At 63.4% G+C, this 25,994-nt stretch carries 24 protein-coding genes; 4 read left to right on the forward strand and 20 right to left on the reverse strand.

Features of this window, described 5'->3' with window-relative positions; genetic code table 11:
- Nucleotides 1-29: 29 nt before the first annotated feature.
- The 13 genes from nuoH to LJ737_RS12010 form a co-directional block, all read right to left on the reverse strand.
- Entirely contained in the window at nt 30-1,172 is a 1,143-nt protein-coding gene (gene nuoH, locus LJ737_RS11950) for an NADH-quinone oxidoreductase subunit NuoH (protein WP_227765946.1), read from the reverse strand.
- An 89-nt stretch (nt 1,173-1,261) separates the two neighbouring features.
- Complete coding sequence (locus LJ737_RS11955) at nt 1,262-2,269, reverse strand: NADH-quinone oxidoreductase subunit G (RefSeq protein ID WP_227765948.1); 1,008 nt, start codon at nt 2,267-2,269, stop codon at nt 1,262-1,264.
- Between the two features lie 209 nt (nt 2,270-2,478).
- Entirely contained in the window at nt 2,479-3,822 is a 1,344-nt protein-coding gene (gene nuoF / locus LJ737_RS11960) for an NADH-quinone oxidoreductase subunit NuoF (protein WP_227765949.1), read from the reverse strand.
- Nucleotides 3,823-3,839: 17 nt separating this feature from the next.
- On the reverse strand, nt 3,840-4,406 hold the full coding sequence (locus LJ737_RS11965; RefSeq protein ID WP_227765951.1) for an NADH-quinone oxidoreductase subunit NuoE family protein: 567 nt from the start codon (nt 4,404-4,406) through the stop codon (nt 3,840-3,842).
- Between the two features lie 10 nt (nt 4,407-4,416).
- Nucleotides 4,417-5,607 carry an NADH dehydrogenase (quinone) subunit D gene (gene nuoD / locus LJ737_RS11970; RefSeq protein ID WP_227766340.1) on the reverse strand — a complete coding sequence of 397 codons (1,191 nt, stop codon included), beginning with the start codon at nt 5,605-5,607 and terminating at the stop codon, nt 4,417-4,419.
- Nucleotides 5,608-5,804: 197 nt separating this feature from the next.
- Nucleotides 5,805-6,374 carry an NADH-quinone oxidoreductase subunit C gene (locus LJ737_RS11975; protein WP_227765953.1) on the reverse strand — a complete coding sequence of 190 codons (570 nt, stop codon included), beginning with the start codon at nt 6,372-6,374 and terminating at the stop codon, nt 5,805-5,807.
- Between the two features lie 66 nt (nt 6,375-6,440).
- Nucleotides 6,441-6,998 carry an NADH-quinone oxidoreductase subunit B gene (locus tag LJ737_RS11980; RefSeq protein WP_078014260.1) on the reverse strand — a complete coding sequence of 186 codons (558 nt, stop codon included), beginning with the start codon at nt 6,996-6,998 and terminating at the stop codon, nt 6,441-6,443.
- Nucleotides 6,999-7,089: 91 nt separating this feature from the next.
- Nucleotides 7,090-7,476 (reverse strand): NADH-quinone oxidoreductase subunit A, encoded by a 387-nt coding sequence (locus tag LJ737_RS11985; RefSeq protein WP_227765955.1) that lies wholly within the window; start codon nt 7,474-7,476, stop codon nt 7,090-7,092.
- Between the two features lie 237 nt (nt 7,477-7,713).
- Nucleotides 7,714-9,384 (reverse strand): L-glutamate gamma-semialdehyde dehydrogenase, encoded by a 1,671-nt coding sequence (pruA, locus tag LJ737_RS11990; RefSeq protein WP_227765956.1) that lies wholly within the window; start codon nt 9,382-9,384, stop codon nt 7,714-7,716.
- A 65-nt stretch (nt 9,385-9,449) separates the two neighbouring features.
- Nucleotides 9,450-9,863: a DUF3592 domain-containing protein gene (locus LJ737_RS11995; protein WP_227765958.1), complete on the reverse strand. Its 414-nt coding sequence runs from the start codon at nt 9,861-9,863 to the stop codon at nt 9,450-9,452.
- A gap of 60 nt (nt 9,864-9,923) precedes the next feature.
- Entirely contained in the window at nt 9,924-10,616 is a 693-nt protein-coding gene (locus tag LJ737_RS12000) for a YjjG family noncanonical pyrimidine nucleotidase (RefSeq protein ID WP_227765960.1), read from the reverse strand.
- Nucleotides 10,617-10,660: 44 nt separating this feature from the next.
- The gene (locus LJ737_RS12005; protein ID WP_227765961.1) at nt 10,661-10,981 is read right to left on the reverse strand and encodes a (2Fe-2S) ferredoxin domain-containing protein; all 321 of its coding nucleotides are present in this window, start codon (nt 10,979-10,981) and stop codon (nt 10,661-10,663) included.
- A 15-nt stretch (nt 10,982-10,996) separates the two neighbouring features.
- Complete coding sequence (locus LJ737_RS12010; protein ID WP_227765964.1) at nt 10,997-11,392, reverse strand: ArsR/SmtB family transcription factor; 396 nt, start codon at nt 11,390-11,392, stop codon at nt 10,997-10,999.
- A 116-nt stretch (nt 11,393-11,508) separates the two neighbouring features.
- Between LJ737_RS12010 and LJ737_RS12015 the strand changes: the two genes are divergently transcribed.
- Together LJ737_RS12015 and LJ737_RS12020 are read left to right on the forward strand one after the other, a co-directional pair.
- Nucleotides 11,509-12,186, forward strand: a complete 678-nt coding sequence (locus LJ737_RS12015) for a carboxypeptidase-like regulatory domain-containing protein (protein WP_227765966.1) — start codon at nt 11,509-11,511, stop codon at nt 12,184-12,186.
- A gap of 353 nt (nt 12,187-12,539) precedes the next feature.
- Nucleotides 12,540-13,916, forward strand: a complete 1,377-nt coding sequence (locus tag LJ737_RS12020) for an NAD(P)/FAD-dependent oxidoreductase (RefSeq protein WP_227765968.1) — start codon at nt 12,540-12,542, stop codon at nt 13,914-13,916.
- Nucleotides 13,917-13,924: 8 nt separating this feature from the next.
- On the opposite strand, the gene LJ737_RS12025 is transcribed toward LJ737_RS12020, so the two are convergent.
- The 5 genes from LJ737_RS12025 to LJ737_RS12045 form a co-directional block, all read right to left on the reverse strand.
- Nucleotides 13,925-14,584, reverse strand: a complete 660-nt coding sequence (locus LJ737_RS12025) for a beta/alpha barrel domain-containing protein (protein WP_227765970.1) — start codon at nt 14,582-14,584, stop codon at nt 13,925-13,927.
- Between the two features lie 283 nt (nt 14,585-14,867).
- Nucleotides 14,868-15,290 carry a hypothetical protein gene (locus tag LJ737_RS12030; protein WP_227765972.1) on the reverse strand — a complete coding sequence of 141 codons (423 nt, stop codon included), beginning with the start codon at nt 15,288-15,290 and terminating at the stop codon, nt 14,868-14,870.
- 134 nt (nt 15,291-15,424) lie between these two features.
- The gene (locus LJ737_RS12035) at nt 15,425-15,799 is read right to left on the reverse strand and encodes a PH domain-containing protein (RefSeq protein ID WP_227765973.1); all 375 of its coding nucleotides are present in this window, start codon (nt 15,797-15,799) and stop codon (nt 15,425-15,427) included.
- A gap of 77 nt (nt 15,800-15,876) precedes the next feature.
- Nucleotides 15,877-16,317 (reverse strand): DUF4231 domain-containing protein, encoded by a 441-nt coding sequence (locus LJ737_RS12040; RefSeq protein WP_227765975.1) that lies wholly within the window; start codon nt 16,315-16,317, stop codon nt 15,877-15,879.
- A 241-nt stretch (nt 16,318-16,558) separates the two neighbouring features.
- The gene (locus LJ737_RS12045) at nt 16,559-18,928 is read right to left on the reverse strand and encodes a M1 family metallopeptidase (RefSeq protein ID WP_227765976.1); all 2,370 of its coding nucleotides are present in this window, start codon (nt 18,926-18,928) and stop codon (nt 16,559-16,561) included.
- A 292-nt stretch (nt 18,929-19,220) separates the two neighbouring features.
- Between LJ737_RS12045 and LJ737_RS12050 the strand changes: the two genes are divergently transcribed.
- Nucleotides 19,221-20,993 (forward strand): FG-GAP-like repeat-containing protein, encoded by a 1,773-nt coding sequence (locus LJ737_RS12050; protein ID WP_227765979.1) that lies wholly within the window; start codon nt 19,221-19,223, stop codon nt 20,991-20,993.
- A 68-nt stretch (nt 20,994-21,061) separates the two neighbouring features.
- On the opposite strand, the gene LJ737_RS12055 is transcribed toward LJ737_RS12050, so the two are convergent.
- A complete protein-coding gene (locus LJ737_RS12055) occupies nt 21,062-21,676 on the reverse strand; it encodes a HupE/UreJ family protein (protein ID WP_227765980.1) in 615 nt (204 codons plus the stop codon).
- Between the two features lie 104 nt (nt 21,677-21,780).
- Between LJ737_RS12055 and LJ737_RS12060 the strand changes: the two genes are divergently transcribed.
- Nucleotides 21,781-22,203, forward strand: a complete 423-nt coding sequence (locus LJ737_RS12060; RefSeq protein ID WP_227765982.1) for a hypothetical protein — start codon at nt 21,781-21,783, stop codon at nt 22,201-22,203.
- An 81-nt stretch (nt 22,204-22,284) separates the two neighbouring features.
- Here the strand turns inward: LJ737_RS12060 and LJ737_RS12065 are convergent, their stop codons facing one another.
- The gene (locus tag LJ737_RS12065) at nt 22,285-25,875 is read right to left on the reverse strand and encodes a pectinesterase family protein (RefSeq protein WP_227765985.1); all 3,591 of its coding nucleotides are present in this window, start codon (nt 25,873-25,875) and stop codon (nt 22,285-22,287) included.
- Nucleotides 25,876-25,994 lie beyond the last annotated feature (119 nt).

Consider the following 25,994-nt stretch of genomic DNA (forward strand, 5'->3'; position numbering starts at 1 on the left):
GCGAAGGCAAACTTCGCGGTAGGGCCGTATTAGCGGCGCGCTACCGTGCGAACTTCCGTAGGCACAGCCTCTTTGGATATTTCCCGCTTGGGCTCCTTGCTGCCGAAGAACAGGATGAAGGCACCCGTCAGCAGGATGTTCAGGATGGCAATGGGGAAGAGCATGGTCCAGCCCAGGCGCATCAGCTGGTCGTAGCGGAAGCGCGGCAGTGTCCAGCGCACCCACATAAAGAAGAAGATGAAGAAGAAAATCTTCGCGAACAGCACCACCGTGCCGAGGATGGTCACCACGTTGTGGGCAAACAGCTCGCCCTGCGAGGAGGTCAGCGAATTGTAGAGCAGGTGCTCACCCGGGAAGCTGAAGCCACCGAAGTACAGCGTGCTCATCACGGCCGAGGCCACAAACACGTTGATGTACTCAGCGAAGAGGTACAGGCCCATCTTCATCGAGCTATACTCGGTGTGGTAGCCGCCCACCAGTTCGGTTTCGCACTCGGGCAGGTCGAAGGGCGTGCGGTTCGTTTCTGCGAAAGCGCACACGATGAAGATGATGAAGCCCAGCGGCTGGTACACGATGTTCCAGAGGCCGTCGTACTGCTGCAGGGCAATTTCGCGCAGGCTCAGGGTGCCCGTTACCATCAGCAGGGCAATCAGGGCCATGCCCATGGCTAGTTCGTAGCTCACGGCTTGGGCGGCGGCGCGGATGGCACCGAGCAGGGAGAACTTGTTGTTCGAGGCCCAGCCGCCAATCATCAGCCCGTACACGCCCAGCGACACCACGCCGAACACGTAGAGCATGCCGATGTTGACTTCAATGGCCTGCAGGCGCACCACTTCGCCGTTGTTCAGCAGCAGGGTGTTGCCGAAGGGAATAACGGCCGAGGCCATCAGGGCCGTGGTCATGGCCAGGCAGGGCCCGAACACGAACAGGCCGCGGTTGGCGCCGGCGGGGAAGAATTCTTCCTTGGTGAAGAGCTTTACGGCGTCGGCCAGGGGCTGCAGCAGGCCGTAGGGGCCGGCGCGGTCGGGGCCGACGCGGTCCTGCAGAAAGGCCGCCACCACGCGCTCGGCGTAGGTGGAGTAGGTGGCAATCAGCAGCGTAATGCCGAAGACGGCCAGGATGACGAGGCTCTGCCAGGAGATGACGACAGACGTCAGGGCGGAAATATCCATTGGGAGTTGTCAGTTGCGAGTTGTCCGTTGTCAGTCAGCTGCGGAGGTAGTTAGGGGTTTCCCAACCACTCGCAACTGACAACTGACAACTATCTACCTAACTTCAGCGGCGGGTTGTTTTCCAGGTCGCGGACCGAGCTTTCGGGCAGGTCGGCAATGACTTGCGGGTTTACCACCGGCAGTTCGTAGTGGTTAGCCGAGATAACCGAAGTACGCTGAATGTGCGAGGGGCCCTCGATGGTCCAGTCCGAGGTTTCCTTCTTCTCGAAGCGGCAGGTATTGCAAATCCACTCCTTCACCTCGCCGTACTCGTCCTTGCGGGCGGTTACGCGCAGCACGTCCTTGCCCTTGTACCAGAGCACCACGTTGCCCGAGCACTTCGGGTTTTCGCAGTTGCGGTGGGCGTTTACCGGCTTGGTAAACCACACGCGCTGCTTGAAGCGGAAGGTCTTGTCGGTCAGGGCACCCACCGGGCACACGTCGATGACGTTGCCGGAGAAATCCTGGTCGATGATGTTGTCGATGTAGGTGCCAATTTCGGCGGCGTCGCCGCGGCCCAGCACGCCGTGCACGCGGCGCTCGGTCAGCTGGTCGGCCGTGTACACGCAGCGGTAGCACAGGATGCAGCGCGTCATGTGCAGCTGGATGTAGGGGCCGATGTCGATTTTCTCGAAGGTGCGGCGCTCCTCTTCGTAGCGGGTAGTGGCCACGCCGTGCTCGAAGGCAAAGTTCTGCAAATCACACTCGCCGGCCTGGTCGCACACCGGGCAATCGAGCGGGTGGTTGATAAGCAGCATCTCCACGATGCCCTTGCGCACGTCGAGCACCGATTGGTTGGTCGTATTCTCGACCACCATGCCGTCCTGCACCGTGGTGATGCACGAGGGCACCAGCTTGGGCATGGGGCGCGGGTCCTTGGCCGAGCCGGCCGCCACCTTCACCAGGCAGGCGCGGCATTTGCCGCCCGTGCCCTTGATGGGGGTGTAGTAGCACATGGCCGGCGGCACGATGTTGCCCCCAATTTTGCGGGCTGCATTCAGGATAGTGGTACCGTCTGGTACTTCTACCTCAATGCCGTCGAAGGTTATTTTAGCCATTTCTGTGAGAGTCGTTTTTCAGTGCGTCTGCCGTTGGTATTTCGTCTCGTCAGGCCGTCATTCCGAGCGAAGTCGAGGAATCTCGCGTGTTTAGTTCGATAGTAAATTCTTCGTTCAACGAGAAGATTACTACCCGAGCGAGATGTCTCGGCTGCGCTCGACATGACGTTCTTGTAGGTCGAGTCGCGGTAGACGTTCAAAGTTAAGCCTTAGGCGACTACCGCCGCTTTCGACGAGTAGTAGGCGCCGGGGCGGGTGGCTTCGGCGGGGTTGGTCACGTGCCACTCAAACTCGTGGCGGAAGTGGCGCACGGCGGCAGCCACCGGCCAGGCAGCAGCTTCGCCGAGCGGGCAGATGGTGTTGCCCTCGATTTGCTTGGCTACGCTCACCAGCAGGTCGATGTCGTGCATGTGGCCGTGGCCGTGCTCTAGGCGGTGCAGCACCTTCTCCATCCAGCCGGTACCCTCGCGGCAGGGCGAGCATTGCCCGCACGACTCGTGGTGGTAGAAGCGGGAGAAGCTCCAGGTGTTGCGCACGATACAGGTCGTCTCGTCCATGGCAATGAAGCCGCCCGAGCCCAGCATGGTGCCGGTCACGAAGCCACCGTCGGAGAGGGACTCGTAGGTCATCAGGCGGTTTTCACCGGCGGCCGTCTTCAGAATCAGCTCCTTGGGCAGAATCGGCACCGACGAGCCGCCGGCTACCACAGCCTTCAGGTCGCGGCCCTTCCAGATACCGCCGCAGTACTCGTCGGAGTAGATAAACTCCTCCACGGGCACGCCCAACTCGATTTCGTAGATGCCGGGCTTGTTGAGGTGGCCACAGGCCGAAATCAGCTTGGTGCCAGTGCTCTTGCCCACGCCCAGCTTGGCGTATTCCTCGCCGCCGTCGTTCACAATCGGAACTACCGCGGCAATGGATTCCACGTTGTTCACCACCGTGGGGCGGGCGTAAAGGCCCTGCACGGCCGGGAACGGGGGCTTATTGCGTGGGTTGCCGCGCTTGCCTTCCAGCGACTCCAGCAGGGCGGTTTCTTCGCCGCAGATGTAGGCGCCGCCGCCGGGGTGCACGTGCAGGTCCAGGTCGTAGCCCGAGCCCAGGATGTTCTTGCCTAGGAAGCCGTTGGCGTAGGCCTCGGCAATGGCTTTTTCCAGGATGCGCAGCACGTACAACAGCTCGCCGCGGATGTAGATGTACGAGGTGTTGGCGCCCAGCGCGTACGAGCTCGTAATCATGCCCTCGATGAGCAGGTGGGGCAGCTTGGTCATCAGGTGCCGGTCCTTGAAGGTACCGGGCTCCGATTCGTCGGCGTTGCACACCAAGTGGCGCGGCACGCCCTCCGGCTTGGCCAAGAAGCTCCACTTCATGCCTGTGGGGAAGCCGGCGCCGCCGCGGCCGCGCAGGCCCGACTTCTTCACCTCTTCCACCACCTCGTCGGGGGTCATCGTCTTCAGGGCCTTCTCCACCGAGCGGTAGCCGCCGTGTTTGCGGTATACCTCGAAGGAGTCGATGCCGGGGACGTTAATATGTTCGGTCAGTAGCTTGCGGCCCATGACGGTAGGTTCTAAGGTTATTGTTGCGAGTGCTGCAGGCCGGTCTCTTCCCACGGCAGCAGCGGGCGGTGCACCAGGTTGCGCAGTTCGTTGAGCATGGCATCCACCGCTTCCGGCGTGTCCAGCTGCTCGTAGTACTTCTCGCGCACCTGCACGATGGGGGCCGTGCCGCAGGCGGCCAGGCACTCCACTTCTTTCAGCGTAAACAGGCCGTCCGGTGAGGTTTCACCGACTTTGGCGCCGGTGATGCGCTCCAACTGAGCCGTCAGCTCGTCTGAGCCGCGCAGCATGCAGGGACCCGTGCGGCAGATTTCCAGCACGTGCTTGCCCACCGGCTTGAGGTTGAACATCGTGTAGAACGAGGACACCTCGTACACCTCGATGGGCAGGATGCCGATGGTTTCGGCCACTAAATCCTGCACCTCGGGGCTTACCCAGCCGCCAAACTCCGCCTGCGCAATGTGCAGGATGGGGAGCAGGGCCGACTTGCGGCGCTCGGCGGGGTAGTGCTCAAACAGACGGGCAATTTCGGCCTTCGCGGCTGCGGAGAATTGCGGCTTTACGGTCGCGGTTGTCGATTCCATGCGCGGCAGGTTAAGCGTCCAGTTCGCCAGCAATGACGTTCATGGAGCTCAGGGTAATGATGGCGTCGGAGAGGGTCGAGCCTACCACCATTTCGGGGTAAGCCTGGTAGTAGATGTAGCAGGGCCGGCGGAAGTGCAGGCGGTAGGGCGTGCGCCCGCCGTCCGAAATCAGGTAAAAGCCCAACTCGCCGTTGCCGCCTTCCACGGAGTGGTACACTTCACCAGCCGGGGCGTCGATTTCGCCCATGATGATCTTGAAGTGGTAGATCAGGGCCTCCATGTTGCGGTACACCTCCTGCTTGGGGGGGAGGTAGTAGTGCGGGGCGTCGGCGTGGTAGGGGCCTTCCGGCAGGTTTTCCAGGGCCTGGTTGATGATGCGCAGGCTCTGCCAGATTTCCTCGTTGCGCACCAGGTACCGGTCGTAGGTGTCGCCGTTGGTGCCCACCGGAATTTCGAAGTCGAAGTCCTGGTACGAAGAGTAGGGGTTCATCACCCGCACGTCGTAGTCGACGCCGGCGGCGCGCAGGTTCGGGCCGGTGAAGCCGTAGTTCAAGGCGCGCTCGGCGGTAATCGGACCCACGTTGATGGTGCGGTCCATGAAGATGCGGTTGCGGTCGAACAGGTTCTGGAACTCGCGCATCACCGCCGGGAAACGCTTCAGCCAGGTGCGCAGCTTCTCCAGCGCCACCGGCGAGAGGTCCCGCTCCATGCCGCCCACGCGGCCCATGTTGGTGGTCAGGCGGGAGCCGCAGACCTCCTCGTAGATTTCGTAGATGTTTTCGCGCTCCTCAAACAAGTAGAGGAAGCCCGAAAACGCACCGGTGTCCACGCCCAGGATGCCGTTGCAGACCAGGTGGTCGGCAATGCGGGCCAGCTCCATCATGATGACGCGGATGTACTGGGCGCGCTTGGGCACCTCGATGCCCAGCAGCTTTTCCACCGTCATGTGCCAGCCCATGTTGTTGATGGGGCTGGAGCAGTAGTTCATCCGGTCCGTCAGCGGCGTAATCTGGTAGAAGGGACGCCGCTCGGCAATCTTCTCGAAAGCCCGGTGGATGTAGCCGATGGTGGGCACGCCGGAAATGATTTTCTCGCCATCCATTTGCAGGATGTTCTGGAAAATGCCGTGCGTAGCCGGGTGGGTCGGCCCGAGGTTCAGCGTGGTGAGGTCGGTACCGAAGTCCTCGGTTTTAGTGACCATCACGCCGCGCTGCTGTTGGGCAGCCTCGTGGTGTATATGTCCCGTCGCGGTCAGTGCGTCGTTCGTTGCCATTGTTGATTTTGTCATCCTGAGCAGAGCGAAGGACCTTGTCACGTCCGCGCCAGCTGCTGATTTACTTTTTCTGACAAAGGCAGCGGGGATAAGTTGCTTCCTTCGTCAGCATGACAAATGGATGATTACCGGCCGAAGAACAGGTCGGTTTTGTCTTCGCGGGTGCCGTCTTCCAACGGGTACTCCTTGCGCATGGGGTGGTAATCCATGTCTTCCACATTCAGGATGCGGATGAGGTTGGGGTGCCCGGTGAAGATGATGCCGTAGAAGTCGAAGGCTTCGCGCTCCATCCAGTTGGCGGTGGCGTACACGTCCGTGAGGGTGGGCACGACCGGGTCCTGAATGGGGAAGAAGATTTTCAGGCGCAGCCGGATGTTGTTGACCAGGCTGTGCAGCTGGTACACCACGCTCAGCTCCTTGCCTTCGTTGTCGGGCCAGTGCACGCCGCACATGGTGGTGAGGAAGTTGAGCTGCAGCTGCTCCTCGCCGTGGAGCACGTCGATGATTTCGTGAATCTTCTCGCGGCTAACGGTGGCGGTGAGCAGGCCGTACTGCTCCTCCACGTCCGAGAACGTGTCGGCGCCAAACAGCTCCTGCAAGCGGGCCAGTATCTGCTCGTTGCCGATGGCTGCGTGGGCTTTCACATAGTCAGCCGCCTTTTGCTGAGCCGCCGGCGAGGTATTGAGTTCAGACATACAGTCTACTGAAGCAAAGCAAGGAAGCGGAGCCGCTGGCCACTAGCCGACGGCTCCGCTCGGGAGTTACTTGATGTTGTAGGACTCGAGCAGCGCCTGGTACTCGGGCGAGTTGCGGCGGCGGATCGACTCGTTTTTGGCCAGCTCCTGCACGCGCATCAGGCCTTCCAGCACCTGCTCGGGGCGGGGCGGGCAGCCGGGCACGTACACGTCGACCGGGATGATGCGGTCGATGCCCTGCAGCACGGAGTAGCTGTCGAAGATGCCGCCCGAGCAGGCGCAAGCGCCCATGGCCAGCACCCAGCGGGGCTCGGCCATCTGCTCGTACACCTGCTTCACGATGGGGGCCATCTTCTTGGCAATGGTGCCCATCACCATCAGCAGGTCGGCTTGGCGCGGCGAAAACGACGGACGTTCCGAGCCGAAGCGCGAAATGTCGTAGTGGGCGCCCATGGTGGCCATGAACTCGATGCCGCAGCAGGAGGTGGCGAAGGGCAGGGGCCACAGGGAGTTGGCGCGGGCAATGCCCACCACCTTGTCCAGCGACGTGGCGAAGAAACCGGCGCCTTCGATGCCCTCGGGGGCGGCTACGGTTTTGATTTCAGGAACGCGGTTATCACTCATGACGAATGTCTCTCTGGTAGGGAAGTAAGCGGGGCGGCAACCACAATATTCCGAACACCAGCCCGGAAATAAAGGTTTGGCAGCCTTTCGCTTAGTTCTGCCACTTCAGGATGCCTTTCTTGATGATGTAGTAGAAGCCGGCCAGCAGCAGGCCCATGAACATCAGCATCTCTACGAAGCCGAAGGTGCCCAGCTCACGGAAATTCACGGCCCAGGGGTACATGAAGATGACTTCCACGTCGAAGAGCACGAAGAGAATGGCCGTCAGGAAGTACTTCACCGAAATCGGGGTGCGGGCGTTGCCCACCGACTCGATACCGCACTCAAACGAGGCGTCCTTCACCTTGGAGTGGCGCTTGGGCCCCACGAGGTGGGACACCACCATCGAGAAGGCGACGAAGGCCAGCGCAAGGCCAAATTGAATCAGAATCGGCAGATAATCCGCCGGTTGGTAGGCAACAGGGGTGGCTAACAGCATGGCAGCAGGAACGGTTGTGCTGTTGAAAAAAGGCATTGGCGGCAAAGGTAGGACGAAAACCGGGGGGGTGCAACGAAACCCAGATACCGCGGGGCGTATCTTTAGAGAAACTGCGCGGCATGGTGGATAACTCCGCCGTTCATCAACAAATTCCGCCAGTTTCCCAGAAGGTATTTAGCAATGAAAAAGCCGCCCCGGTCACTCGGGGCGGCTTTTCGTTGTTGCTAGCCGGGCTGCTTAGAAACCGCCTTTGCCGCTCACGTTCAAATCTTCGTGGTTGTCGACGCCCATGAAGGGGTAGCGGTAGTCGACGGGCGGCACGAAGGTTTCCTTGATGGTGCGCGGCGACACCCAGCGCAGCAGGTTCAGGATGGAGCCGGCCTTGTCGTTGGTGCCGGAGGCGCGGGCCCCGCCGAAGGGCTGCTGGCCGACCACGGCGCCGGTGGGCTTGTCGTTGATGTAGAAGTTGCCGGCCGCGTGCACCAGCTTCTTGGTGGCCAGGTCCACGGCGTAGCGGTCCTTGGCGAAGATGGCGCCGGTGAGGGCGTAGGGGGAGGTGTTGTCCACCAGTTCCAGGGTCTTCTCGAACTGCTGCGAGTCGTACACGTGCAGGGTCAGCACCGGGCCGAAAAGCTCCTCGCACATGGTCACGTACTGCGGGTCCTGGGCCACGAGGATGGTCGGCTCGATGAAGTAGCCCTTCGACTTGTCGTAGGTACCGCCGGCCAAGATTTCCACCGACTCGTCGTTCTTGGCCGCGTCGATGTAGCGGGCCAGCTTGTCGAACGACTTCTCGTCGATAACGGCGTTGATGAAGTTCGAGAAGTCCTCCACGTCGCCCATTTTAAACGACTTCAAATCGTCGACGAGGTACTGGCGCACTTCGTCCCAGAGGTTCGAGGGGATGTAGGCGCGCGAGGCGGCCGAGCACTTCTGGCCCTGGAACTCGAAAGCGCCGCGGGTAATGGCGGTGGCTACTTCCTTGGCGTTGGCCGAGGCGTGGGCGAGGATGAAGTCCTTGCCGCCGGTTTCGCCCACCACGCGGGGGTAGGACTTGTAGCGGCTGACATTCTCGCCGATGGTTTTCCAGACGTTATTGAACACGCCCGTCGAGCCGGTAAAGTGGATGCCGGCGAAGTCACGGTGCTTGAAGATGACCTCTCCGGCCGTGGGGCCGTCGACGTACACCAGGTTGATGACGCCCGCGGGCACGCCGGCTTCCTGGAACAGCTCCATCAGCACCTGGGCCGAGTATACCTGGGTGTTGGCGGGCTTCCACACCACCACGTTGCCCATCATGGCGGGCGCGGTGGGCAGGTTGCCGGCAATGGAGGTGAAGTTGAACGGCGTCAGCGCGAACAGGAAGCCTTCCAGCGGGCGGTGCTCCAGGCGGTTCCACATGCCGGGCGCCGACTCGGGCTGCTGCTGGTAGATCTGCTGCATGAAGTGCACGTTGAACCGGAAGAAGTCGATCAGCTCGCAGGCCGAGTCGATTTCAGCTTGGAAGGCGTTCTTGCTCTGGCCCAGCATGGTGGCCGCGTTCAGCTTGGCGCGGTAGGGGCCGGCCAGCAGCTCAGCCGCTTTCAGGAAGATGGCGGCGCGCTCCTGCCAGGGCAGCTCGGCCCACTGGGTGCGGGCGGCCAGGGCGGCATCAATAGCCTGCTGCACGTGCTCGGCGGTGCCGAGGTGGAAGTGGCCGAGGGTGTGGCTATGGTCGTGGGGCGGCGAAATGCGCTGGGTGTTGCCGGTGCGCACCTCCTGGCCACCGATGTACATCGGAATGTCCTTTTCCTCCTTCTTGAGCTGCTTGAGCATGGCTTGCAGCTCGCGGCGCTCAGGGGAACCGGGGGCGTAGCCCTTCACGGGCTCGTTCTTGGGGGCGGGGACGTTGAAAAAGCCGTTGGCCATAGCGGGGAATGTCGATGGTTCAGGGTTGAGCGGCAAAGGTAGCCGCTAGGTTGAAACTGATTTGATCAGGCAAGCTTTTGCTCGTGTTGCCGCCAGCGCTGCCAACGGACACGGCCGGCGGCGTAGAGGCCCATGGCCACCAGCAAGGCGCCGGCATTGCGCAGGCGCAGCCAGGAGTCCGAGGCCAGCAGCGCATCCGCCGGGTGGTCGGCTCGGTACCGAATAGCCACCCAGTCGCCTTTCCGCAGGTTAGCAAAGTGGGACTCGTTGACTAACAGCTCGACCCAATAAGGGACGTTGCCGGAATCGACGAAATCGGCCCCGATATAGTAGGAAACGCGCCCTTGGTGCCGCTGCTGGTAGATGCTCGCCACGCGGGCCTGGGTTTCGGGGCCGTGCAAAATCCGCCAGCGGTTGATAGAATCGTAGGTGGCAACGGACAGTAAAAAGGCCGCGCCGCACCAGCAACTCAAGGCCATGCCGTATAGGCGCGGCTGATGTTTTCGGATGCTGGCGCTTGCCCTACGAGCCATGAGCAATTACAAAAAGCCCTTCAGCTCGCTCAGGCAGCTGATTTCGTAGGTTACTTCGGCCGAGTGGCGGCGCTTGTCGGGGTTGAAGTAGACTTGGTCGATGCCAGCGTTATAGGCGCCCAGCACGTCGCACTCCAAGTTGTCGCCGATCATCAGGCTCTCGGCGGCCGTGGTGCCGGCGCGCTGCAGGGCGTGCTCGAAGATGCGGCGGTCGGGCTTCAGGCAACCGATGTGCTCGGATGTCACCACTTCCTGGAAGTAATCGGTGAGCTGCGACGAGGCCAGCTTGAGGTGCTGCACGTCCTGGAAACCGTTGGTGATGAGGTGCAGGGTGTATTTGCCCTGCAGGTAGTCGAGCACCTCGTAGCAGTAGGGAAATACGGCCGACTTCTGGGGCAGGATGTCGGTGAACTGGGCGGAAATTTCCGCGGGCACTTCGTTTTCCGGCACGCCCAGCTTCATCAGGCTGCGCACGAAGCGAATGTCGCGCAGCTCCTTCTGGCTGATCTTGTTGGCTTGGTACATGCGCCAGAGCGCGTGATTCACCTCGCTGTAACGGGTAATAAATTCCTCGACCGTGAAGCCGTAGCGGGCAAAATCGTGCAGCGCGTAAAGGTGGCGCAGGGTTTCGTCGGCGTTTTTCTCGAAGTCCCAGAGCGTGTGGTCGAGGTCGAAGAAGAGGTGGCGGTAGGTTTTCAACTAAAAAACTGAGAATGAATTAAAAATGCGTGGGGCGGGAGTGGTTACGGCTCCAGCTGTAACCGCTTCACGGGCTTGTTGTTGCCTAAGTGCTCGGCCACGATGTCGCCGGCGTCCTTGGGCTGCACGTCGCCGTACCAGATGCCTTCGGGATACACCACCAGCGCCGCGCCGTTTCCCTTCTTGCAGTGCTTGCACACGTCGAGGCAGCTGCTGGTCTGCACGCGGTTTTTGCGCTTTTTGCCGCCGAGCAGCAGGCTTTTCAAGTCCTGCTTTTTCAGCTCCTTCTTGAGGGCCTTGGCCACGTCCTTGCCGACCTCGCTTTTCTGGTTGGTGCAAACGAACAGGTGATGCTGGTACTTCATGGGGCTGGGAGCCGCCTACGGCCGCGGCGTGCCGGTCCAGTGGCGGTTTTGCAGCTTATACGCGGCCAGCTCGCGGTTCGACCAGAGCGTCTGGTAGGTCTTCTGGTCCTTCACCAGCTGCGCGTCGCGCTCCATGTAGCCCAGGTGTTGCTGCAGCAGCTCGGCGTATTCGTCCTTGATGAAATAGAACATCCAGTTGTCGAGGCGGCGAAAATTCACCAAACCTGCATTCTTCAGGCTGGATAATTGCCGGCTGACTTTCGTTTGGGTGAAATCCAGCACCTGTTCCAGGTCGGAAATGCACATTTCCTGGTTGCGCCAGAGCAAATGCAGGATTCTCACCCGCGACTCGTCGCCCAGGGCTTTATATAAGCCGAGCCCGAATGCAACGGAAAAGTGTTTGAGACGCATCTTTTGCCTAACCGCCGGGTTATGTAGCCGGCGGCCCTTGGCGACGAAGGTACGTCAAGGCCACCCGAAGCCCGGCGAAACCGCCGTATCTTTGCTTACCCCCGCAACCCGCTGACATGCCCCTGATTGCCCGTTTTCACCTCCTGTTGTTGTCGTCGCTGCTCGTGCTGGCCGCCGCACTGCTGCCCGCCCGCAGTGCCCGGGCGCAGGGCCAGCGGCAGGTAGTCCAGTTTTCCGGCATCATTGCCACCGGCGACTCCCTGCTGGGCGTGCCCGGGGCGGCGGTGTTCGTGCCCAAGGCCGGCCGCGGCACCACCACCAACGCCTACGGCTACTTCTCGCTGCCCGTCCTGGCCGGCGACTCCATCGTGGTCCGCTCCCTGGGCTACCGCAACCAGTACGTGGTCATTCCGCCCGACTACCCGCGGCAGAGCTACTCGGTGATTGTGCAGCTCAAGGAAGACGCCACGGTGCTGCCCGAGGTGCGCATCTTCCCCTACGTGACCGAAAAGGACTTCAAGCGCGCCTTCCTGGCCCTGAAGCTGCCGCAGGAGCGGGGCACGGCCACCGCCGAAAACCTCAACGAGCAAATCATGCGGCGCATTTTCATGAACGCGCCCGTCACCAGCATGGCCAACTACCGCCAGACCATGCAGATGCAGCAGCTCGACCAGCAGCGCAAGTACGGCACCGCTCCGAACCCGTATTCCAACAACCCGCTGCTGAACCCCTTCAGCTGGCTGCAGCTGATCAACCAGATCAAAAACGGCGACTTCAAGAAGAAGGACGAATAGCCAATCCTTCGCACCGCCGACGCAATACCCACTGCCCGAAACCGGCAACGCCGGTTTCGGGCAGTGTTTTTTTGTTCGGAGGGGTTTTCGGTTTCTGCCAGCGGTACCGTGGTGCGGTGGGAGGACGGATTGTTTTGGCTGCGCCTCGCAATGACGGCCAGCGAACCGGCGGGCCGCCGCGCCGTAGCGGCCAGTGCAGCCCGCGTTGTGCCTTCTTGCTAAGTCGGCTGATACCACGTGGCCCGGCACCGGTGCGCTTCGTAACCACCGACCCCCTTTTCCGGTAAAGCCTGACAGGCCGCAATGTGCCACCGCGGGTTTACTTTGGCCCGCCTCAATATCAGGTTTGCCATATGGACACGAACCTTCCCAAATCCGCGCACCCGCGCTTGGTCATCATCGGCTGCGGCTTTGCCGGCCTGCGCCTGGCCCAGCAGCTCAAGCACGACCCGGTGCAAATCGTGGTCATCGACCGCCACAACTACCACAACTTCCAGCCGCTGCTCTACCAGGTAGCCACCGGCGCGCTGGAAGCCGACAGCATTGCTTACCCCATCCGGAAGATCTTCGCCGGGCAGAAAAACTTCTTTTTCCGCCTCGCCGACGTGGAACACGTGGATACGGCCGGCAAAACGGTGCACACCAACATCGGCGACATCGGCTACGATTACCTCGTCATTGCCACCGGCTCGCTGACCAATTTCTTCGGCATCGAGAGCATTGAGCGCAATGCCATGCAGATCAAGAGCATTCCGAATGCCCTGAACCTGCGCAGCTACATCTTCCAGAACTTTGAAAAAGCGCTGCTCAAGGAAGACCCCGAGCAGCGGCAGGCCCTCCTCAACATCGTGGTGGTGGGCGGCGGTCCGACCGGCGTGGAAATCAGCGGCTCCCTGGCCGAAATGCGCCGCACGGTGCTGCCCAAGGACTATCCCGAGCTAGACCTCTCGCAGATGAAAATCATCCTGGTGGAGGCCGGACCGGCCCTGCTCGGACCGATGTCGAAAAAGTCGCAGGACGACGCGCTGCGCTACCTGCAGAAGCTGGGCGTGGAAGTGCGCCTGAACACCGGCATCAAGCGCTTCGAAGACTGCCGGGCCTACTACTCCGACACCGACTACATCCCGACGGAAAACCTGATTTGGGCGGCCGGCGTGAACGGCGCCGCGCTTCCGGGCCTGCCCGAAAGCACCGTCACGCGCAACAAGCGCATCAACGTGAACCGCTGGAACGAGGTGGAGGGCCTACCGGGCGTATTCGCCATCGGCGACGTGGCCAACATGGTGACCGAGGACATGCCCAAGGGCTTGCCCATGCTGGCCCCGGTGGCCCAGCAGCAAGCCGACCACCTGGCCCACAACCTGCGCCGCCTCGCCAAGGGCCAGCAGCCCGAGCCGTTCAACTACTTTAATAAGGGCGTTATGGCCATCGTGGCCCGCAACAAGGCCGTGGTCGACCTGCCCAAGGACGTGCATTTTAACGGCTTCTTCGGCTGGCTGACCTGGCTGTTCGTGCACCTGATGACGCTGGTGGGCTTCCGCAACAAGGTGGTGGCCTTTATCGACTGGGCCTTCAGCTACTGGAATTCCGACAAGGCCCTGCGCCTCATCATCCGCCCCTTCAACCGCCGCGACATGAAGGACGACAAAGGCAAGCGCGCCGCCGAGCATCAGGTAGCCACGGCCCAGTACAATCCCACGCCGCCCGCCATCCAGACGCCCGCGGCCTAGGGCAAGGGCTACGCGGGACCGGCGGGGCGCTGCAGCGCCTGCAGCAACTGCGCTACCTGCGCCGTCAGGGCCCCGGCATCTTGAGTGAGCAGGAGGCGGGCGTCGATGCCGACGCAGGTGGCGCCGGCCCGTTGCCATTCGGTGACCTGCGGCACCGTGGGCTGAATGCCGCCGGTGGCCATGATGGGCACGTGGGGCAGCGGGCCGCGCAGAATCTGCAGGTACGCCGGCGTGAGGTAGGCCGAGGGAAACAGCTTAACCAGCGTGGCCCCGAGGCGGTGGGCTTCGTAGACCTCGTTGATGGTCTGGGCGCCGGGCAACCACGCCAGATCGTAGCGGCGGCACACGGCGGCCACGTCCGGGCTCATGACGGGCTGGATGATAAAATCGGCCCCGGCGTCGATGAACCGCCGGGCTTCGGCGGGCGTGAAAATGGTGCCGGCGCCCAGCAGCAAGTCGGGAAACTCGGCTTCTACGTGCCGCTGCAGGCGGGCAAAGATGTGGTAGGCCTCCGGGCCGCGGTTGGTAAACTCAAACAGGCGCACCCCGGCCCGGTAGCAGGCCCGCAGCACGTGGCGGGCGTAGTCTTCGGCAGCGTGGTAAAACACCGGAATCAGCGGGGTGCGCCGGGCCTGGGCCAGGGTATAAGCACTGGTAAAACGAGCCATGCGGGCAAGCGGCAAGAGGATGAAAAAATGCGTACGAACAGCGTCAACGTTCTGCCCATACGCAATTCTTCACCCGGCTAGCTGCCTTGCCGCGCATACCCGCGGGGTAGCCGTCCGAGGTGGGGCCGATGTTAAGCTTGCTCCGGCCGCTGCGGAAAGAGGGTAGGAGTGGTTCGGCCGCCCCGCAGATTTAGATTCCAAAACTCCGCACGTTCTATTGGCCACTACCCAAACGGCCCGCCAATGTTGGTTGGCGGGCCGTCGGGCTTAGAACAGCTAGCGTCTAGTCGTGCTGGGTGTGCACTTGGTCGTCGCAGGCTATGGTCGAGATGTTGCTGAGCGTGTACTTCGGAATGCCCGAGGGCGCGTCGTAGGCCAAGCACTGCAACTCGGGGCCGGTACCGCCGCGCGTCAGGCTGAAGTGCAGCTTGGTGCCCGGCTGCGTGAGGGCGTCCAGCTCCGTATAAGTCGATATCACGTGGTGGTAGGTTTTGACCCCGGTGCCGTCGAAGTCGAACTGAATGGTCTGGCCTTCCCGGGAATTGTCGAGCTGAATGAGGGTGCCAGCCATGCAGGTTTCGCGCAGCACTGTGCCCGAGGTACAGGCCGGCTGCGGGGGCTTCTCGCAGGTGGTCGAAGTCATGTCGCAGCCCGCGGTGAGCAGGGTGAGGGCTGCCAGCGGGGCCAGGAGTAGGTTGGTTTTCATTGGAATAAGTGGGTTGGTGAGGGATGTGCCAAAAAGAGCCGCCACCCACCCGCTTTCGTTGCACCCATCACATGAAAAGGTGAGGCCGTGCCGGCCGGGACCACAACTCACCGCCCTCCGCCGCTGCCCCTTGCTCACAGTGCGTACTCGGCCAGGGCGCGGCTGATGTCGAGGATGTTCTGGTCGTTGCGGAAGGTTTTGCTGATGGGCTCAGTGGCCCCACGAATCCAGATTTTCAATTCTGCGTCGAGGTCAAAGTGGCCGGTGGTTTCCATCGAAAACCGCTCTACGCTGCGGTAGGGCACGCTCAGGTACTCCTTTTTCTTGCCGGTCACGCCCTGTTTGTCTACCAGAATCAGGCGCTTGTTGGTGAAGATAATTTGGTCGCGGATGATGGCGTAGGCTTTTTCCACCCGCTCGTCGGAAGCCAGGATGCGGGCCAGCTCCTGCTGGGTGTCCTGGGTGTCGTTTTCGGAGGCGTTGCCGAGGAGGCCGTCGAAGATGCTCATGGTTGGGGCGGGGTTGGTGTAACGTCAGCAAGATAAGCGCCTCGTCGTGGGATGAGGGCGGCACTTTGCTGCAGGTGCTATTTGCGTTTGGAATGAAAGTCCATTTCCCCCCGGCGCGCTTCGGCAATTAATTCATCCAAGCGCGACTCGTAATTGCTCGCGGCCGTCAGATCCAACGGCGAAGACTTCTTGATTTCTTTTTTCAGGAAATGCAGCTGGGTGCAGATGCCTTTGTAGTGCGTCCAGCGGGAGGAGAAGCTAAAGAAGGTATCAATCGAATTCATGATGGAAATGAGCGCGCCGCAAACCAAGGCAAGGTTTTTCATCCATTCCAGCGAGGCATCATTCACTTTCCAACCCAGCAAGACTGCTACCGCCGCACCCAACGCGGCCGTGGTAACCCGGATGCCAACCGCAAAAGCCCGGTTCACATCCTTGCGCTGGTCATACTTGTCCAGCTGGTCGTTGACTTGTTCCAACAAGGTTAACTGATCTTGGCTGGTAAGGGTAGCAGGCATAATACAACGGGGAAGAGGTTGGCGTCCGACAAGATATAGCTTGTTCAAGGCACCGGGAAATAGAAAGAAGGAGGTGCTGGCAGGTGCCGGTGCGGAGCGGGCGGGTCAACGTTTCCGGCATTGACGTACGCCTTGGGTAAAGCCGAATAGTCCGCCGCTGGGACGGCGCAGAGGCCGCAAAACAAAATCAGCCGGACCCTGCGGCCCGGCTGATTGGTCACGAACTAAAAACGAATTGGGTTTACCGCCCACCGCCGGTGCTGCCCCCGCTCGACTGCGGCTGCTGCGACGACACGTTGCGCTGCTGCATGGGGTTGGGCGTGGCCTGTTGTTGCTGCTGAAACAGCTCGAAGCGTGAGGGCGCCAGCTTACGCGGGAAGGCGTTGTTCGACAGGTCCGTGTCGGCCGTCTGCAAGTAGGGGTCGAGGGTGAAGGCGGCTACCGGCTTCTCGGTCACGAACACCTTGGTCACCTCGGCGTTGTTCTTGCGCCAGATTTCGGCCGGGATGTTTACCACTTCCTGCGAGCCGTCGTTGTAGGTCATTTGCACCACCACGGGCATCACCAGGCCGCCCAGGTTTTTGAGGTTCACCTGGTAGAAGTTGAGTCCTTTCTTCAGCGTTTCCTGCTGCTCGGGCGAGAGCGTAGCCACGTACTTCTGGTACTTCGCCTTGTCGGTGTCCGACACGGCCAGCTGGTCGTAGCTGTTGTAGAAGTCCTTCAGCTCGGGCCGCTCGTCCACCAGCGTTTTCGGAATGTCCTGCAGGTTGCGCTGCTGCGAAAGGGTCTGCGGGGCGGCGTTTAGCTCCTCGCGGCGGCGGGAGTTTTCCACCTCCGGGTTTTTCGAGTCCACCTTGTACCAGCTCACGCCCTCGATGCTCAGGTCGGTGTGCTCGGTGCCGTAGAACCAGCCGCGCCAGAACCAGTCGAGGTCCACGCCCGAGGCGTCTTCCATGGTGCGGAAGAAGTCGGCCGGGGTGGGGTGCTTATAGGCCCAGCGCTGGGCGTAGGTTTTGAAGGCGTAGTCAAACAGCTCGCGGCCCATCACCGTCTCGCGCAGGATGTTCAGTGCCGTGGCGGGCTTGGCGTAGGCGTTGTTGCCCAGCTGCAGCACCGACTCGGAGTTGGTCATGATGGGGTTTTGCAGCTTGGGGTCCAGGACCATGTAGGGCACAATCTGGCTCGGCTCGCCGCGGCGCGAGGGGTAGCCCCGTTCCCATTCCTGCTCGGCCAAGTACTGGCAGAAGGTGTTCAGGCCCTCGTCCATCCACGTCCACTGCCGCTCGTCGGAGTTGACAATCATGGGGAAGAAGTTGTGGCCCACTTCGTGGATGACCACCGAAATCAGTCCATACTTGGTCGCGGCCGAGTAGGTGCCGTCTTTCTCCGGGCGGTAGCCGTTGAAGCAAAGCATGGGGTATTCCATGCCGCCGATGGAGCCGTGCACCGAAATGGCTACCGGGTACTGGTAGGGCACGGTGCGCTTGGAGTAGGAGCGGATGGTGTGCGCCACCGACTGCGTGCTGTACTGCCCCCACAGCGGGTTGGCCTCCTTGGGGTAGTATGACATAGCCACCACCGGCTTGCCTTCGATGCTCAGGCCCATGGCGTCCCAGATAAACTTGCGGGACGAGGCCCAGGCGAAGTCGCGCACGTTTTTGGCCGCGTACACCCAGGTTTTGGTGTTCTTGGCGCGGCCCTGCTCGGCCTTGGTCGCCTCGTCCTGCGTCACGATGACCACGGGCTTCGCGGCAGTTTTAGCCTGCGCTAGGCGCTGGCGCTGCGCGGCCGTGAGCACCTGCTCGGCGTTTTGCAGGGTGCCGGTGGCCCCCACCACGTGGTCGGCCGGGGCGGTGATGCTCACGCGGTAGTCGCCGAAGGGCAGGGTAAACTCGCCGGTGCCCAGGAACTGCTTGTGCTGCCAGCCGTTCACGTCGTCGTAGACGGCCATGCGCGGGTAGAACTGGGCAATTTCGTAGAGGTAGTTTTTGTCCTCTGGGAAGTACTCGTAGCCCGAGCGGCCGCCCAGCTTGGTCTGGTCGTTTACCGTGTAGTGCCACTTCACCGTGAAGGTCACGGCCTGCTTGGGGGCCAGGGGCCGGGGCAGGTCCACGCGCATCATGGTGTAGTTGATGGTGTGCGGGAGTTGGCTGCTGCCGCCCTTCATGCGGATGTCGTCAATCTTAAACGAGCCGTCGAAGCCGGTGCGCTGAATGTACTCCAGCGCCCCGAACGACATCCGGTCGCGCAGCTCGGCGGTCTGCGTCAAGGCCGTCATCGAGTTCGGCGCGTAGATGTTCGCGTCGAGCTGCAGCCAGAGGTAGCTGAGCTTGTCGGGCGAGAGGTTGGTGTAGGTGATGTCCTCCGAGCCGGTAATGCTCTGGTTGTCGTCGTTGAGCGTGACGCGGATGTTGTAGTCGGCCCGCTGTTGCCAGTAATCCTTGCCGGGGGCGCCGGAGGCGGTGCGGAAGGAGTTGGGCGTGGGCAGCTCCGTGCCGAGCTGGGCAAATTTGTCGGTGCCGGAGTGCATCGGCATGGACGGCTGCTGCGCCAGCGCCGGGAGGGCTAGCGCGGCGCCCAGGCCGGCGGCGAGAAGGTTGCGAAAACGCATACGGTGGAAAAAGGGCGAAAAAGGAATCAGCAAGATAACGCGCCGCCCCGCAACATCCGGTGAAGAACCCTGCAACCGGACGGCTTGGCGGAAGCCAAGGACGCCGGCAAAGTGCCAAGGCTGCGCGGCGGGAACTAGGTAAAGTAATCCGGGCAAGAAAAGGTGCCGACGCGGACTGGCCCGCCACCGTGCACCAGCGGCCTGGCCTGCCGGAATGAAATGCGGCGGCCCGCGAAACAAAAAGGATAGGCTCCTATATATTCACCCCCGCATCCTTTTTTACCGCATCCTTATGAACGCAATTCTACTTACGGGGGCTCGGCCCCTGACGCAGGCCGGCTTCGCGGCGGCGCTGTTGCTGCACGGCGCGGCGCTGGCGCAAGGACCCACGATAGTAAGCACCTCCCCGGTGCGCAACGCCATCCACGTGCCCGCCGGCGCGGGCGTGGGCCTCACCTTCTCGCAGGCCGTCAGCGCCGGCTCCGCCGCCAACGTGCGCGTGTTTGGCGACCAGCGCCGCGGGCTGCGGCCGGCCGCCGTCAGCGGCGGGGGCACCAGCAGCCTGCTGGTGCAGCCCCAGCAGCCGTTTGCACCCGGCGAAGAAATCAGCGTGACGGTGCCGGCGGCGGTGCAGGGCACCAGCGGCGCCGCGGCGACGCCCTACGTGTACCGTTTCACCGCGGCGGTGAGCGGGGGCTCCACGTCCTTCAACGGCACGGCCAACCCGCACATGCCCGGCTACTACCGCAGCATGCGCTTGGCCGACTTCAACCAGGACGGCAACCTCGACCTGCTGACCGCCGATGCGCAGGGCGCTAGCTTGGTGCTGAGTGCCGGCGACGGGCGCGGCAACTTCGGCAACGTCAGCAGCCCCGTGTCCGTCACGGTGGGCACCAACCCCGACTACGTCGTGCCGGCCGACATGAACAACGACGGGAAGCTCGACGCGGTGGTGACCTGTAGCGGCGGCGCCAACCGCACCATCGTGGTGCGCCTGGGCAACGGCATGGGTGGCTTCAGCAACACCCAGACCACGTCCATCATTCCGACGGCCACTCCGGCCATTGGTCTGGCCGTGGCCGACGTCAACGGCGACGGCAACCTGGACGTGCTCACGACCAACGGGGCGGCGCTGCCCACCACCGTGGCAACGCGCACGGTGAGCGTGCGCCTGGGCGACGGCGCCGGCAACCTGACCGGCACCACGGACCTGCCCATCGGCCCGAACAACTGCGCCCTGGCCGTGGGCGACGTTAATAACGACGGCAAGATGGACCTGGTGCTGGCCGATCTGGTGCTGAACACTCTGCAGGCCCGCCTGGGCGACGGCAGCGGGGACTTTGCCCCAGCCGGTACGCCCGTGGCCGTTGGGGGCCGGCCGGTGAGCTTGGTGCTGACCGACTTCAACAGCGACGGGCTGCTGGACGTGGCCACGGCCAATGGCGCGGATAACACCGTCAGCGTGAGCCTGGGCAACGGCACGGGCAGCTTTGCGGCGGCCACCACACTGCCCCTGGTGGGGCGCACCCCCGTCAAGCTAGTGGCCGCCGATGTGGACGGCGACGGCGACATGGACCTGCTGGTGGCCAACAACGGCTCGACCGGGACGGGGCCCACGGTCAACGACGGCGTGAACGTGCTGGTGAACAGCGGCACGGGCAGCTTCACGGCGGCGCCGGCCGTGGGCATCGACCGGGGGCCAATTGAAATGGCCGTGGGCGACGTGAACAACGACGGCGCCCTGGATTTTGTCACGAGCAACACCTACAACTTCAGCATGAGCATCCGCTTCAACCTGCGCGTGCTGGCCACGCGCGCGGCCCGGCCGGAGCTGGCCGTGGCGGTGTACCCCAACCCGGCCCGCGACGAGTTTCGGCTGGACGTGCCCGCGGCGGCTGGTGCGGTATCGGTGCAGCTGCTAAACGGCCTGGGCCAGGTGGTGCGCAGCTACGCGCCGGCCCCCGGCAACCGCCCGCTGACGCTGGCCGGCCTGCCCGCGGGCCTGTACGCCGTGCGCGTAAGCAGCCCCGCGGGCGTAGCCACCCGCCAGCTCGTGGTGCGTTAGCCTGCGCAGTTCCAAGGCCCCGGCCCGGCGGCGCTGACCCGTTCAGCGCCGCCGGGCCGGGCTTTTTTCTAGGCGGCGGTGAACTGATTCAGCAGCAGCACGGCTGCAATGCCCGCGGCAGCGCCGCTGACCACCAGCAGCCAGTCGCGGCGCGGGGTACCCAGGCCGCGCAGCACCAGAAAGCCCACGAGCAGGATCAGCCCGACGATGAGCAGCTGCCCGATTTCCACGCCTACGTTGAAGCTCAGCAGTTCCAGCACCGGGCGGCTTTGCGGGCCCAGCAGCTCGCGTAGGTAGTTGGAGAAGCCCAGGCCGTGAACCAGCCCGAAACCGGCCGCCAGTGCGTTGGCCGGGGCCCAGAGCACCGACTCGGGCCGGCGGCGGGCGGGGCGGCTCAGGCCCGCCCGGCCGGCTTGGCGCAAGTTGGCCGCGCAGGTCAGCAGAATGGTCACCGGAATCAGGGCTTCGATGACGGCGGGCGGGAAGCTCACCACGCCCAGCGTGGCCAGGGCCAGCGTGAGGGAGTGGCCCACGGTGAAGCTGGTAACCAGGGCCACCACGCGGCGCCAGTCGCTGAGCACGTAGGGGGCGCAGAGGGCCAGCAGAAACACGAGGTGGTCGTAGGCCCGCAGGTTGAAGATGTGGAAGAACCCAAGCTGGAGGTAGGTCTGAAACACCGACATGCCGCAAAGCTAGCCTGCTGCCCGCTAACGCGGCGGCCACCGGCGGGGCGCATCGGCAAGTGGCGCGGCCGCGTATCTTGCGCTGCTAACCCGCCCGACCACCTATGCGCAAGCAACTCTTCGTGACCGGGGCCCTGCTGCTGGCTGCTTTCGGCGCCTACGCCCAGGATGCGCCCGCGCTGCCCGCCGTGCCCCAGCCCCCGCCCGACCCCACGCTCGTCAACCCCGCCACCGACTCGGCGCAGGCCGTGCGCAACCTCTTTCGCAAGCGCCGCAACGGCGGCACAGCCTACACCAGCGTAGGTGGCCTGGTGCTGGCCACCGGGGTGCTGGCCGGGCCGTTTTCCCTCGGTACCACCGAATCGGTGGCTATATCAGTGCCGTTTTTGGCCGTGGGCATCGGCAAGCTGGTGCGTTTCGGGCACAAAAAGGAAAACGCCATCGTCAAGCAATACCAGGCCGGCAAGCCCCTGCCGGCGGCCGTGCGCAAGCGGCTGCGGCAGGAGCACTTTGCCCCGGCCCGCTAAGCCAGCTCACAGTTTTGCAACACAAAAAAGCCCCGCCGGCAGTGCCGGCGGGGCTTTTTTCATGCCAGAGGCAAAGACGCGTTACTCGCGCACGATGCGGCGCAGGTCGGAGCCCCCGTCGGTGCTCACGCGTAGCAGGTACACGCCGGCGGGCTGCGTGGTCAGGTCCACGGTCACCTTGCTCTGGCCGGCAGCCACGGCTTGCTCGCGCACCACCTGGCCCAGGGCGTTAACCACCGTCAGGCGGGCAGCTTTGGCGTAGCCCGTCAGTTCCAGCGTCAAGCGGCCGTCGTGGGTCGGGTTCGGGTACACGTTCAGCGCGGAGCCCGGCAGCGGCTTGCTCGTGGCCGTCACCGTCAGCGCCGTCGAGGGAGCCGACGAGCAGCCGGCGGCGTTGGTGGCCACCAGGGTGTAGTTGCCGTACTGGGCCGCCGAGTTGATGACGTAGGTCTGGCCCGTGGCCCCCAGAATGGGGCTGCCGTTGAGTAGCCACTGGTTGCCCGTGCTCTGGCTGGACACCAGCGTGGTGGTCGTGCCGTTGTACTGCACCGTGAAGGTGGGCGTGGCCGGACGCGGGTTTACCACGAAAGTGGCCGTGGCAGTTACCGCGGCGCAGCCACCGGCGGCGGCCACCGTGTTGGTCACGGTGTAGGTGCCGGCCGTGGAGGTAGCCAGCGTAATGACGCCCGTGGTCGGGTTGATGGTCAGGCCCGTCGGGGCCGCGCTGAAGGTGCCGGCGGTGGCGCCGGTCGTCAGCGTCGGCGTAACCACGACGGCCGAACCGGCGCAGTAGCTGGCCGTGCCGGCAAAGCTGAAGCCCGCCGTAGCCGGGGCCGTGATGGTCACCGTGGCCGTCGACGTAACAGCGGCGCAGCCACCAGCGGCGGCTACCGTGTTGGTCACGGTGTACGTGCCCGGCGTCGAGGTCGAGGGCGTAATGGCGCCCGTCGTAGCGTTAATGGTCAGGCCCGTGGTCGACGAGAACGTGCCGGCCGTAGCGCCGGTGCCCAGCGTGGGCGCGGCCGCGGCCGTGGCCGAAGTGCAGTACGAGGCGTTGGCGTAGCTAAACACCGCCGTGGCCGGCGCCGTGATGGTCACCGTGGTCGTGCTGTTGCAGGTGCCCGAAGCGGCGTAGGTCACGGTGTAGGTGCCGGGCGTCGACGCGCTCAGGTTGATGGCGCCGGTGGTGGCGTTGAGGCTCAGGCCGGTGGTCGAGCTGAACGTGCCGCCGGTGGTGCCGGTAACGGTGGGCGAGGGGTTCGTGGCCGACTGGCAGAAGGTGGTGGCCGCGTAGCTGAAGGCCGCGTTGCAGGCCGCCGGGGTGATGTCCTGGCCGGTCACGTACACGTTCTTGAGCATGGCGTAGCGGCCGGTGCTAGTGCTGCCGCAGCTGTAGTAGAGGCGGAAGGTCAGCGTCTGGCCGGCCGTCAGCGTCACGCCGGGCGCACCGGCGAAGGAGAGGCGGTAGGTGTTGCTCGGGCCAGCCGTCTGGTTGGCCAGCAGAATGGGCGTGGCGAAGGCGCCGTTGGCCGTGCTCTGCAGCCCGCCCGCCGGGCCGCGCCCGCCGATAACGTCGGCCGAGTCGGTGGCGAAGCCGCTGCGCGACCAGACCACTGCCAGCTTGGTGTTGCTGCTGGTGTTGTAGAAGGCCGTCGTGAGCACCAGCGAGTCGAGGCGGATGGTTTTGCCGGCCGCCGCCGTTACCGTGAACTGCTCCGAGAAGCGGCGGTTCAGGTTGCCGCCCGGGCCGCCCACGGCCGTGCCCCACGACCCGTCGCCGTTGGTGCTGGCGCCGAAGGCTTGGCCGTACACGTTGGAGTAGGCCCGGATGGCGGGCAGCGTCGTGCCGTTCGATACAAAGAGGTTGCGCAGCGTGGAGGTGCTGGCCGTCACGCCGGGCACGCGCACGGCGGTGCTGTCCTGGTTGTTCACTTTCAGCGGCCACCACTGCAGCGGCACCGATACCGGGGCGGTACCCGTCACCGAGTTGCCCGTCACGGCCACCGTTTGGGCGGTGGCGCCGGTGCTGGTGTGGTTGATGGTGCCGGCGTAGGCGCCGGGCGCGCTGGCGTTCAGGCGCACGCTGATGGTGGTGCTAGCCAGGGTGTTGGCGGTGGGCGTCAGCACCAGCGGCGAGGCCGTGGTGTACCAGTTGGTGCCGCCGTTAGCCGATACTTCGTAGCCCGCCGGCGGGGTCACCGTCACGTTGTCGGTCAGGTTCACGCCGCTCAGGGTGTAGCTCTGCACGGCCGAGGGGCCGCCCGCGTACTGCGTAAAGGCGCCCAGCGTGCCGGTTACGCTGATGGTTTGCACGCTCGATACCTGAATGGTTTCGGTGGTGTGCGTGGCCGAGCCGGTTTTGGAGGCGCGCAGGTAGTAGTAGTACGCCGTGCCGGAGGCCGGCAGCGCGTCGGTGGTCGAGAAGTTGATGGTCGAGTCGTTCTGCGCCGTCACCTCGTAGATTTTGCTGAAGGTGGTGTTGTCGGCCGAGCGGAACAGCTCGTACTTGATCTGGCTCATGGCCCAGCTGATATTCCAGCTCAGCGTGGCCTGCGAGGCGCCCTTCACGGCGCGGAAGTTCGACACGGCAATGTCCGGGGCGGTGCCGGTGCAGAAGCCGGTGGCCACGGCGCACGGGTCCCAGGTGCCGAAGAGGCTGGCGCGGCTGTAGGCCGCCGTGTCGGCCGCGGTCAGCTGCTGCGACCAGCTCACGCGCTGCGTCGTGGGTACCAGCGTGCCCGAGTAGTACTTGCTGCGGAACTCGGCGTAGGTAATCAGGCTGGTGTTGGTGCCCGAGTCCCAGGTGCTCCAGCCGGTCGGCTGAATCTGGTTGGCACCCACCGTGCTGTTGATAAACACGGTTTTGTTGTTAGCCAGGGGCGAAGTGCCGGTCGAATTCTGCCAGGGGCGGCCCAGGTAATACAGCGTGCCGCCGGTGTTGGCCGGTAGCTTGGTTTTCTTGAACACGTAGCCGTAGGTCTGGCCGGCGGGCGTGTTGGCCGCGGTGATGTAAGAGCTGCTGGTGCTCGGGCGCGCCTTGGCGTACACCACGCAGTTCTCGAACAACGCCACCGACGAGCCGAAAATGAAGTCTACGTTGCCGTCGATGTAGCAGTCTTTGAAGTAGTGGCGCGGCGTGCCGTTGCCCTTGGTGTAGAGCGTGTCCTGGTTGCCCAGGAAACGGCAGTTTTTAAAGGCGGCGCGGTCGGCATTGACCAGCACGGCCACCGCCTGCGACCCGTCACCGAAGGAGTTTTCGAAGGTGATGTTCAGGGCCGAGAAGTCGTCGGCGCCGATGCTGAAGCTGGCCGAGTTCTGGGTGCCCAGCGTGCCGCCGCCGGGGGCGGCCGTGCTGGCCCCGTCGTCGTAGGTCAGGATGGTATTGGCCACGCTCTCACCCACCAGCTGCAGGAAGGGCTTGGTGCTCGGTACCGATATTTTCTCCCGGTAGCGGCCGTTTTTGATGAAGATGGTATACGCCGTGGTGCGGCCCGTCGGGGCGGCGTTGATAGCGGCCTGCACGGTAGTGTAGTTGCCACTGCCGTCTTTGGCCACCACCACGTCGTAGGCCAGCAGCCGGGAGCTGAGTCCCGAGAGCAGTAGCAGACATAGGGTTAGCCACGACCAGCGCAGGGCGGTGTTTTGCCTAGGCAGGGTAAAAGGTTGGGGCATGTAAGAAGCGGGTTAAGGTGAGAATCACCTGAATATTAGCCCCTGAAGAGCTGGCTTCGCGCATGCGCGGCAATCCTTTATTTGCGCAAACGATGTCGGGAACGTTGCCGGAACCGGAC

Origin of the sequence: Hymenobacter sp. 15J16-1T3B (assembly GCF_020711235.1) — a bacterium.
In the GTDB taxonomy this organism is placed as follows: domain Bacteria; phylum Bacteroidota; class Bacteroidia; order Cytophagales; family Hymenobacteraceae; genus Solirubrum.

What these genes read in the sequence shown, in the direction of transcription:
- LJ737_RS12005 (WP_227765961.1), bottom strand. Translation starts at nt 10,981, where the DNA reads ATGAAGTACCAGCATCACCTGTTCGTTTGCACCAACCAGAAAAGCGAG.
- pruA (WP_227765956.1), bottom strand. Translation starts at nt 9,384, where the DNA reads ATGGCCAACGGCTTTTTCAACGTCCCCGCCCCCAAGAACGAGCCCGTG.
- LJ737_RS12060 (WP_227765982.1), top strand. Translation starts at nt 21,781, where the DNA reads ATGCGCAAGCAACTCTTCGTGACCGGGGCCCTGCTGCTGGCTGCTTTC.
- LJ737_RS12065 (WP_227765985.1), bottom strand. Translation starts at nt 25,875, where the DNA reads ATGCCCCAACCTTTTACCCTGCCTAGGCAAAACACCGCCCTGCGCTGG.
- LJ737_RS11985 (WP_227765955.1), bottom strand. Translation starts at nt 7,476, where the DNA reads ATGCTGTTAGCCACCCCTGTTGCCTACCAACCGGCGGATTATCTGCCG.
- LJ737_RS12020 (WP_227765968.1), top strand. Translation starts at nt 12,540, where the DNA reads ATGGACACGAACCTTCCCAAATCCGCGCACCCGCGCTTGGTCATCATC.
- LJ737_RS12045 (WP_227765976.1), bottom strand. Translation starts at nt 18,928, where the DNA reads ATGCGTTTTCGCAACCTTCTCGCCGCCGGCCTGGGCGCCGCGCTAGCC.
- LJ737_RS11975 (WP_227765953.1), bottom strand. Translation starts at nt 6,374, where the DNA reads ATGTCTGAACTCAATACCTCGCCGGCGGCTCAGCAAAAGGCGGCTGAC.
- LJ737_RS12025 (WP_227765970.1), bottom strand. Translation starts at nt 14,584, where the DNA reads ATGGCTCGTTTTACCAGTGCTTATACCCTGGCCCAGGCCCGGCGCACC.
- LJ737_RS12030 (WP_227765972.1), bottom strand. Translation starts at nt 15,290, where the DNA reads ATGAAAACCAACCTACTCCTGGCCCCGCTGGCAGCCCTCACCCTGCTC.
- LJ737_RS11965 (WP_227765951.1), bottom strand. Translation starts at nt 4,406, where the DNA reads ATGGAATCGACAACCGCGACCGTAAAGCCGCAATTCTCCGCAGCCGCG.
- nuoH (WP_227765946.1), bottom strand. Translation starts at nt 1,172, where the DNA reads ATGGATATTTCCGCCCTGACGTCTGTCGTCATCTCCTGGCAGAGCCTC.
- LJ737_RS11980 (WP_078014260.1), bottom strand. Translation starts at nt 6,998, where the DNA reads ATGAGTGATAACCGCGTTCCTGAAATCAAAACCGTAGCCGCCCCCGAG.
- LJ737_RS12055 (WP_227765980.1), bottom strand. Translation starts at nt 21,676, where the DNA reads ATGTCGGTGTTTCAGACCTACCTCCAGCTTGGGTTCTTCCACATCTTC.
- LJ737_RS12050 (WP_227765979.1), top strand. Translation starts at nt 19,221, where the DNA reads ATGAACGCAATTCTACTTACGGGGGCTCGGCCCCTGACGCAGGCCGGC.
- LJ737_RS12035 (WP_227765973.1), bottom strand. Translation starts at nt 15,799, where the DNA reads ATGAGCATCTTCGACGGCCTCCTCGGCAACGCCTCCGAAAACGACACC.
- LJ737_RS12040 (WP_227765975.1), bottom strand. Translation starts at nt 16,317, where the DNA reads ATGCCTGCTACCCTTACCAGCCAAGATCAGTTAACCTTGTTGGAACAA.
- nuoD (WP_227766340.1), bottom strand. Translation starts at nt 5,607, where the DNA reads ATGGTCACTAAAACCGAGGACTTCGGTACCGACCTCACCACGCTGAAC.
- LJ737_RS12015 (WP_227765966.1), top strand. Translation starts at nt 11,509, where the DNA reads ATGCCCCTGATTGCCCGTTTTCACCTCCTGTTGTTGTCGTCGCTGCTC.
- nuoF (WP_227765949.1), bottom strand. Translation starts at nt 3,822, where the DNA reads ATGGGCCGCAAGCTACTGACCGAACATATTAACGTCCCCGGCATCGAC.
- LJ737_RS12010 (WP_227765964.1), bottom strand. Translation starts at nt 11,392, where the DNA reads ATGCGTCTCAAACACTTTTCCGTTGCATTCGGGCTCGGCTTATATAAA.
- LJ737_RS11995 (WP_227765958.1), bottom strand. Translation starts at nt 9,863, where the DNA reads ATGGCCTTGAGTTGCTGGTGCGGCGCGGCCTTTTTACTGTCCGTTGCC.
- LJ737_RS11955 (WP_227765948.1), bottom strand. Translation starts at nt 2,269, where the DNA reads ATGGCTAAAATAACCTTCGACGGCATTGAGGTAGAAGTACCAGACGGT.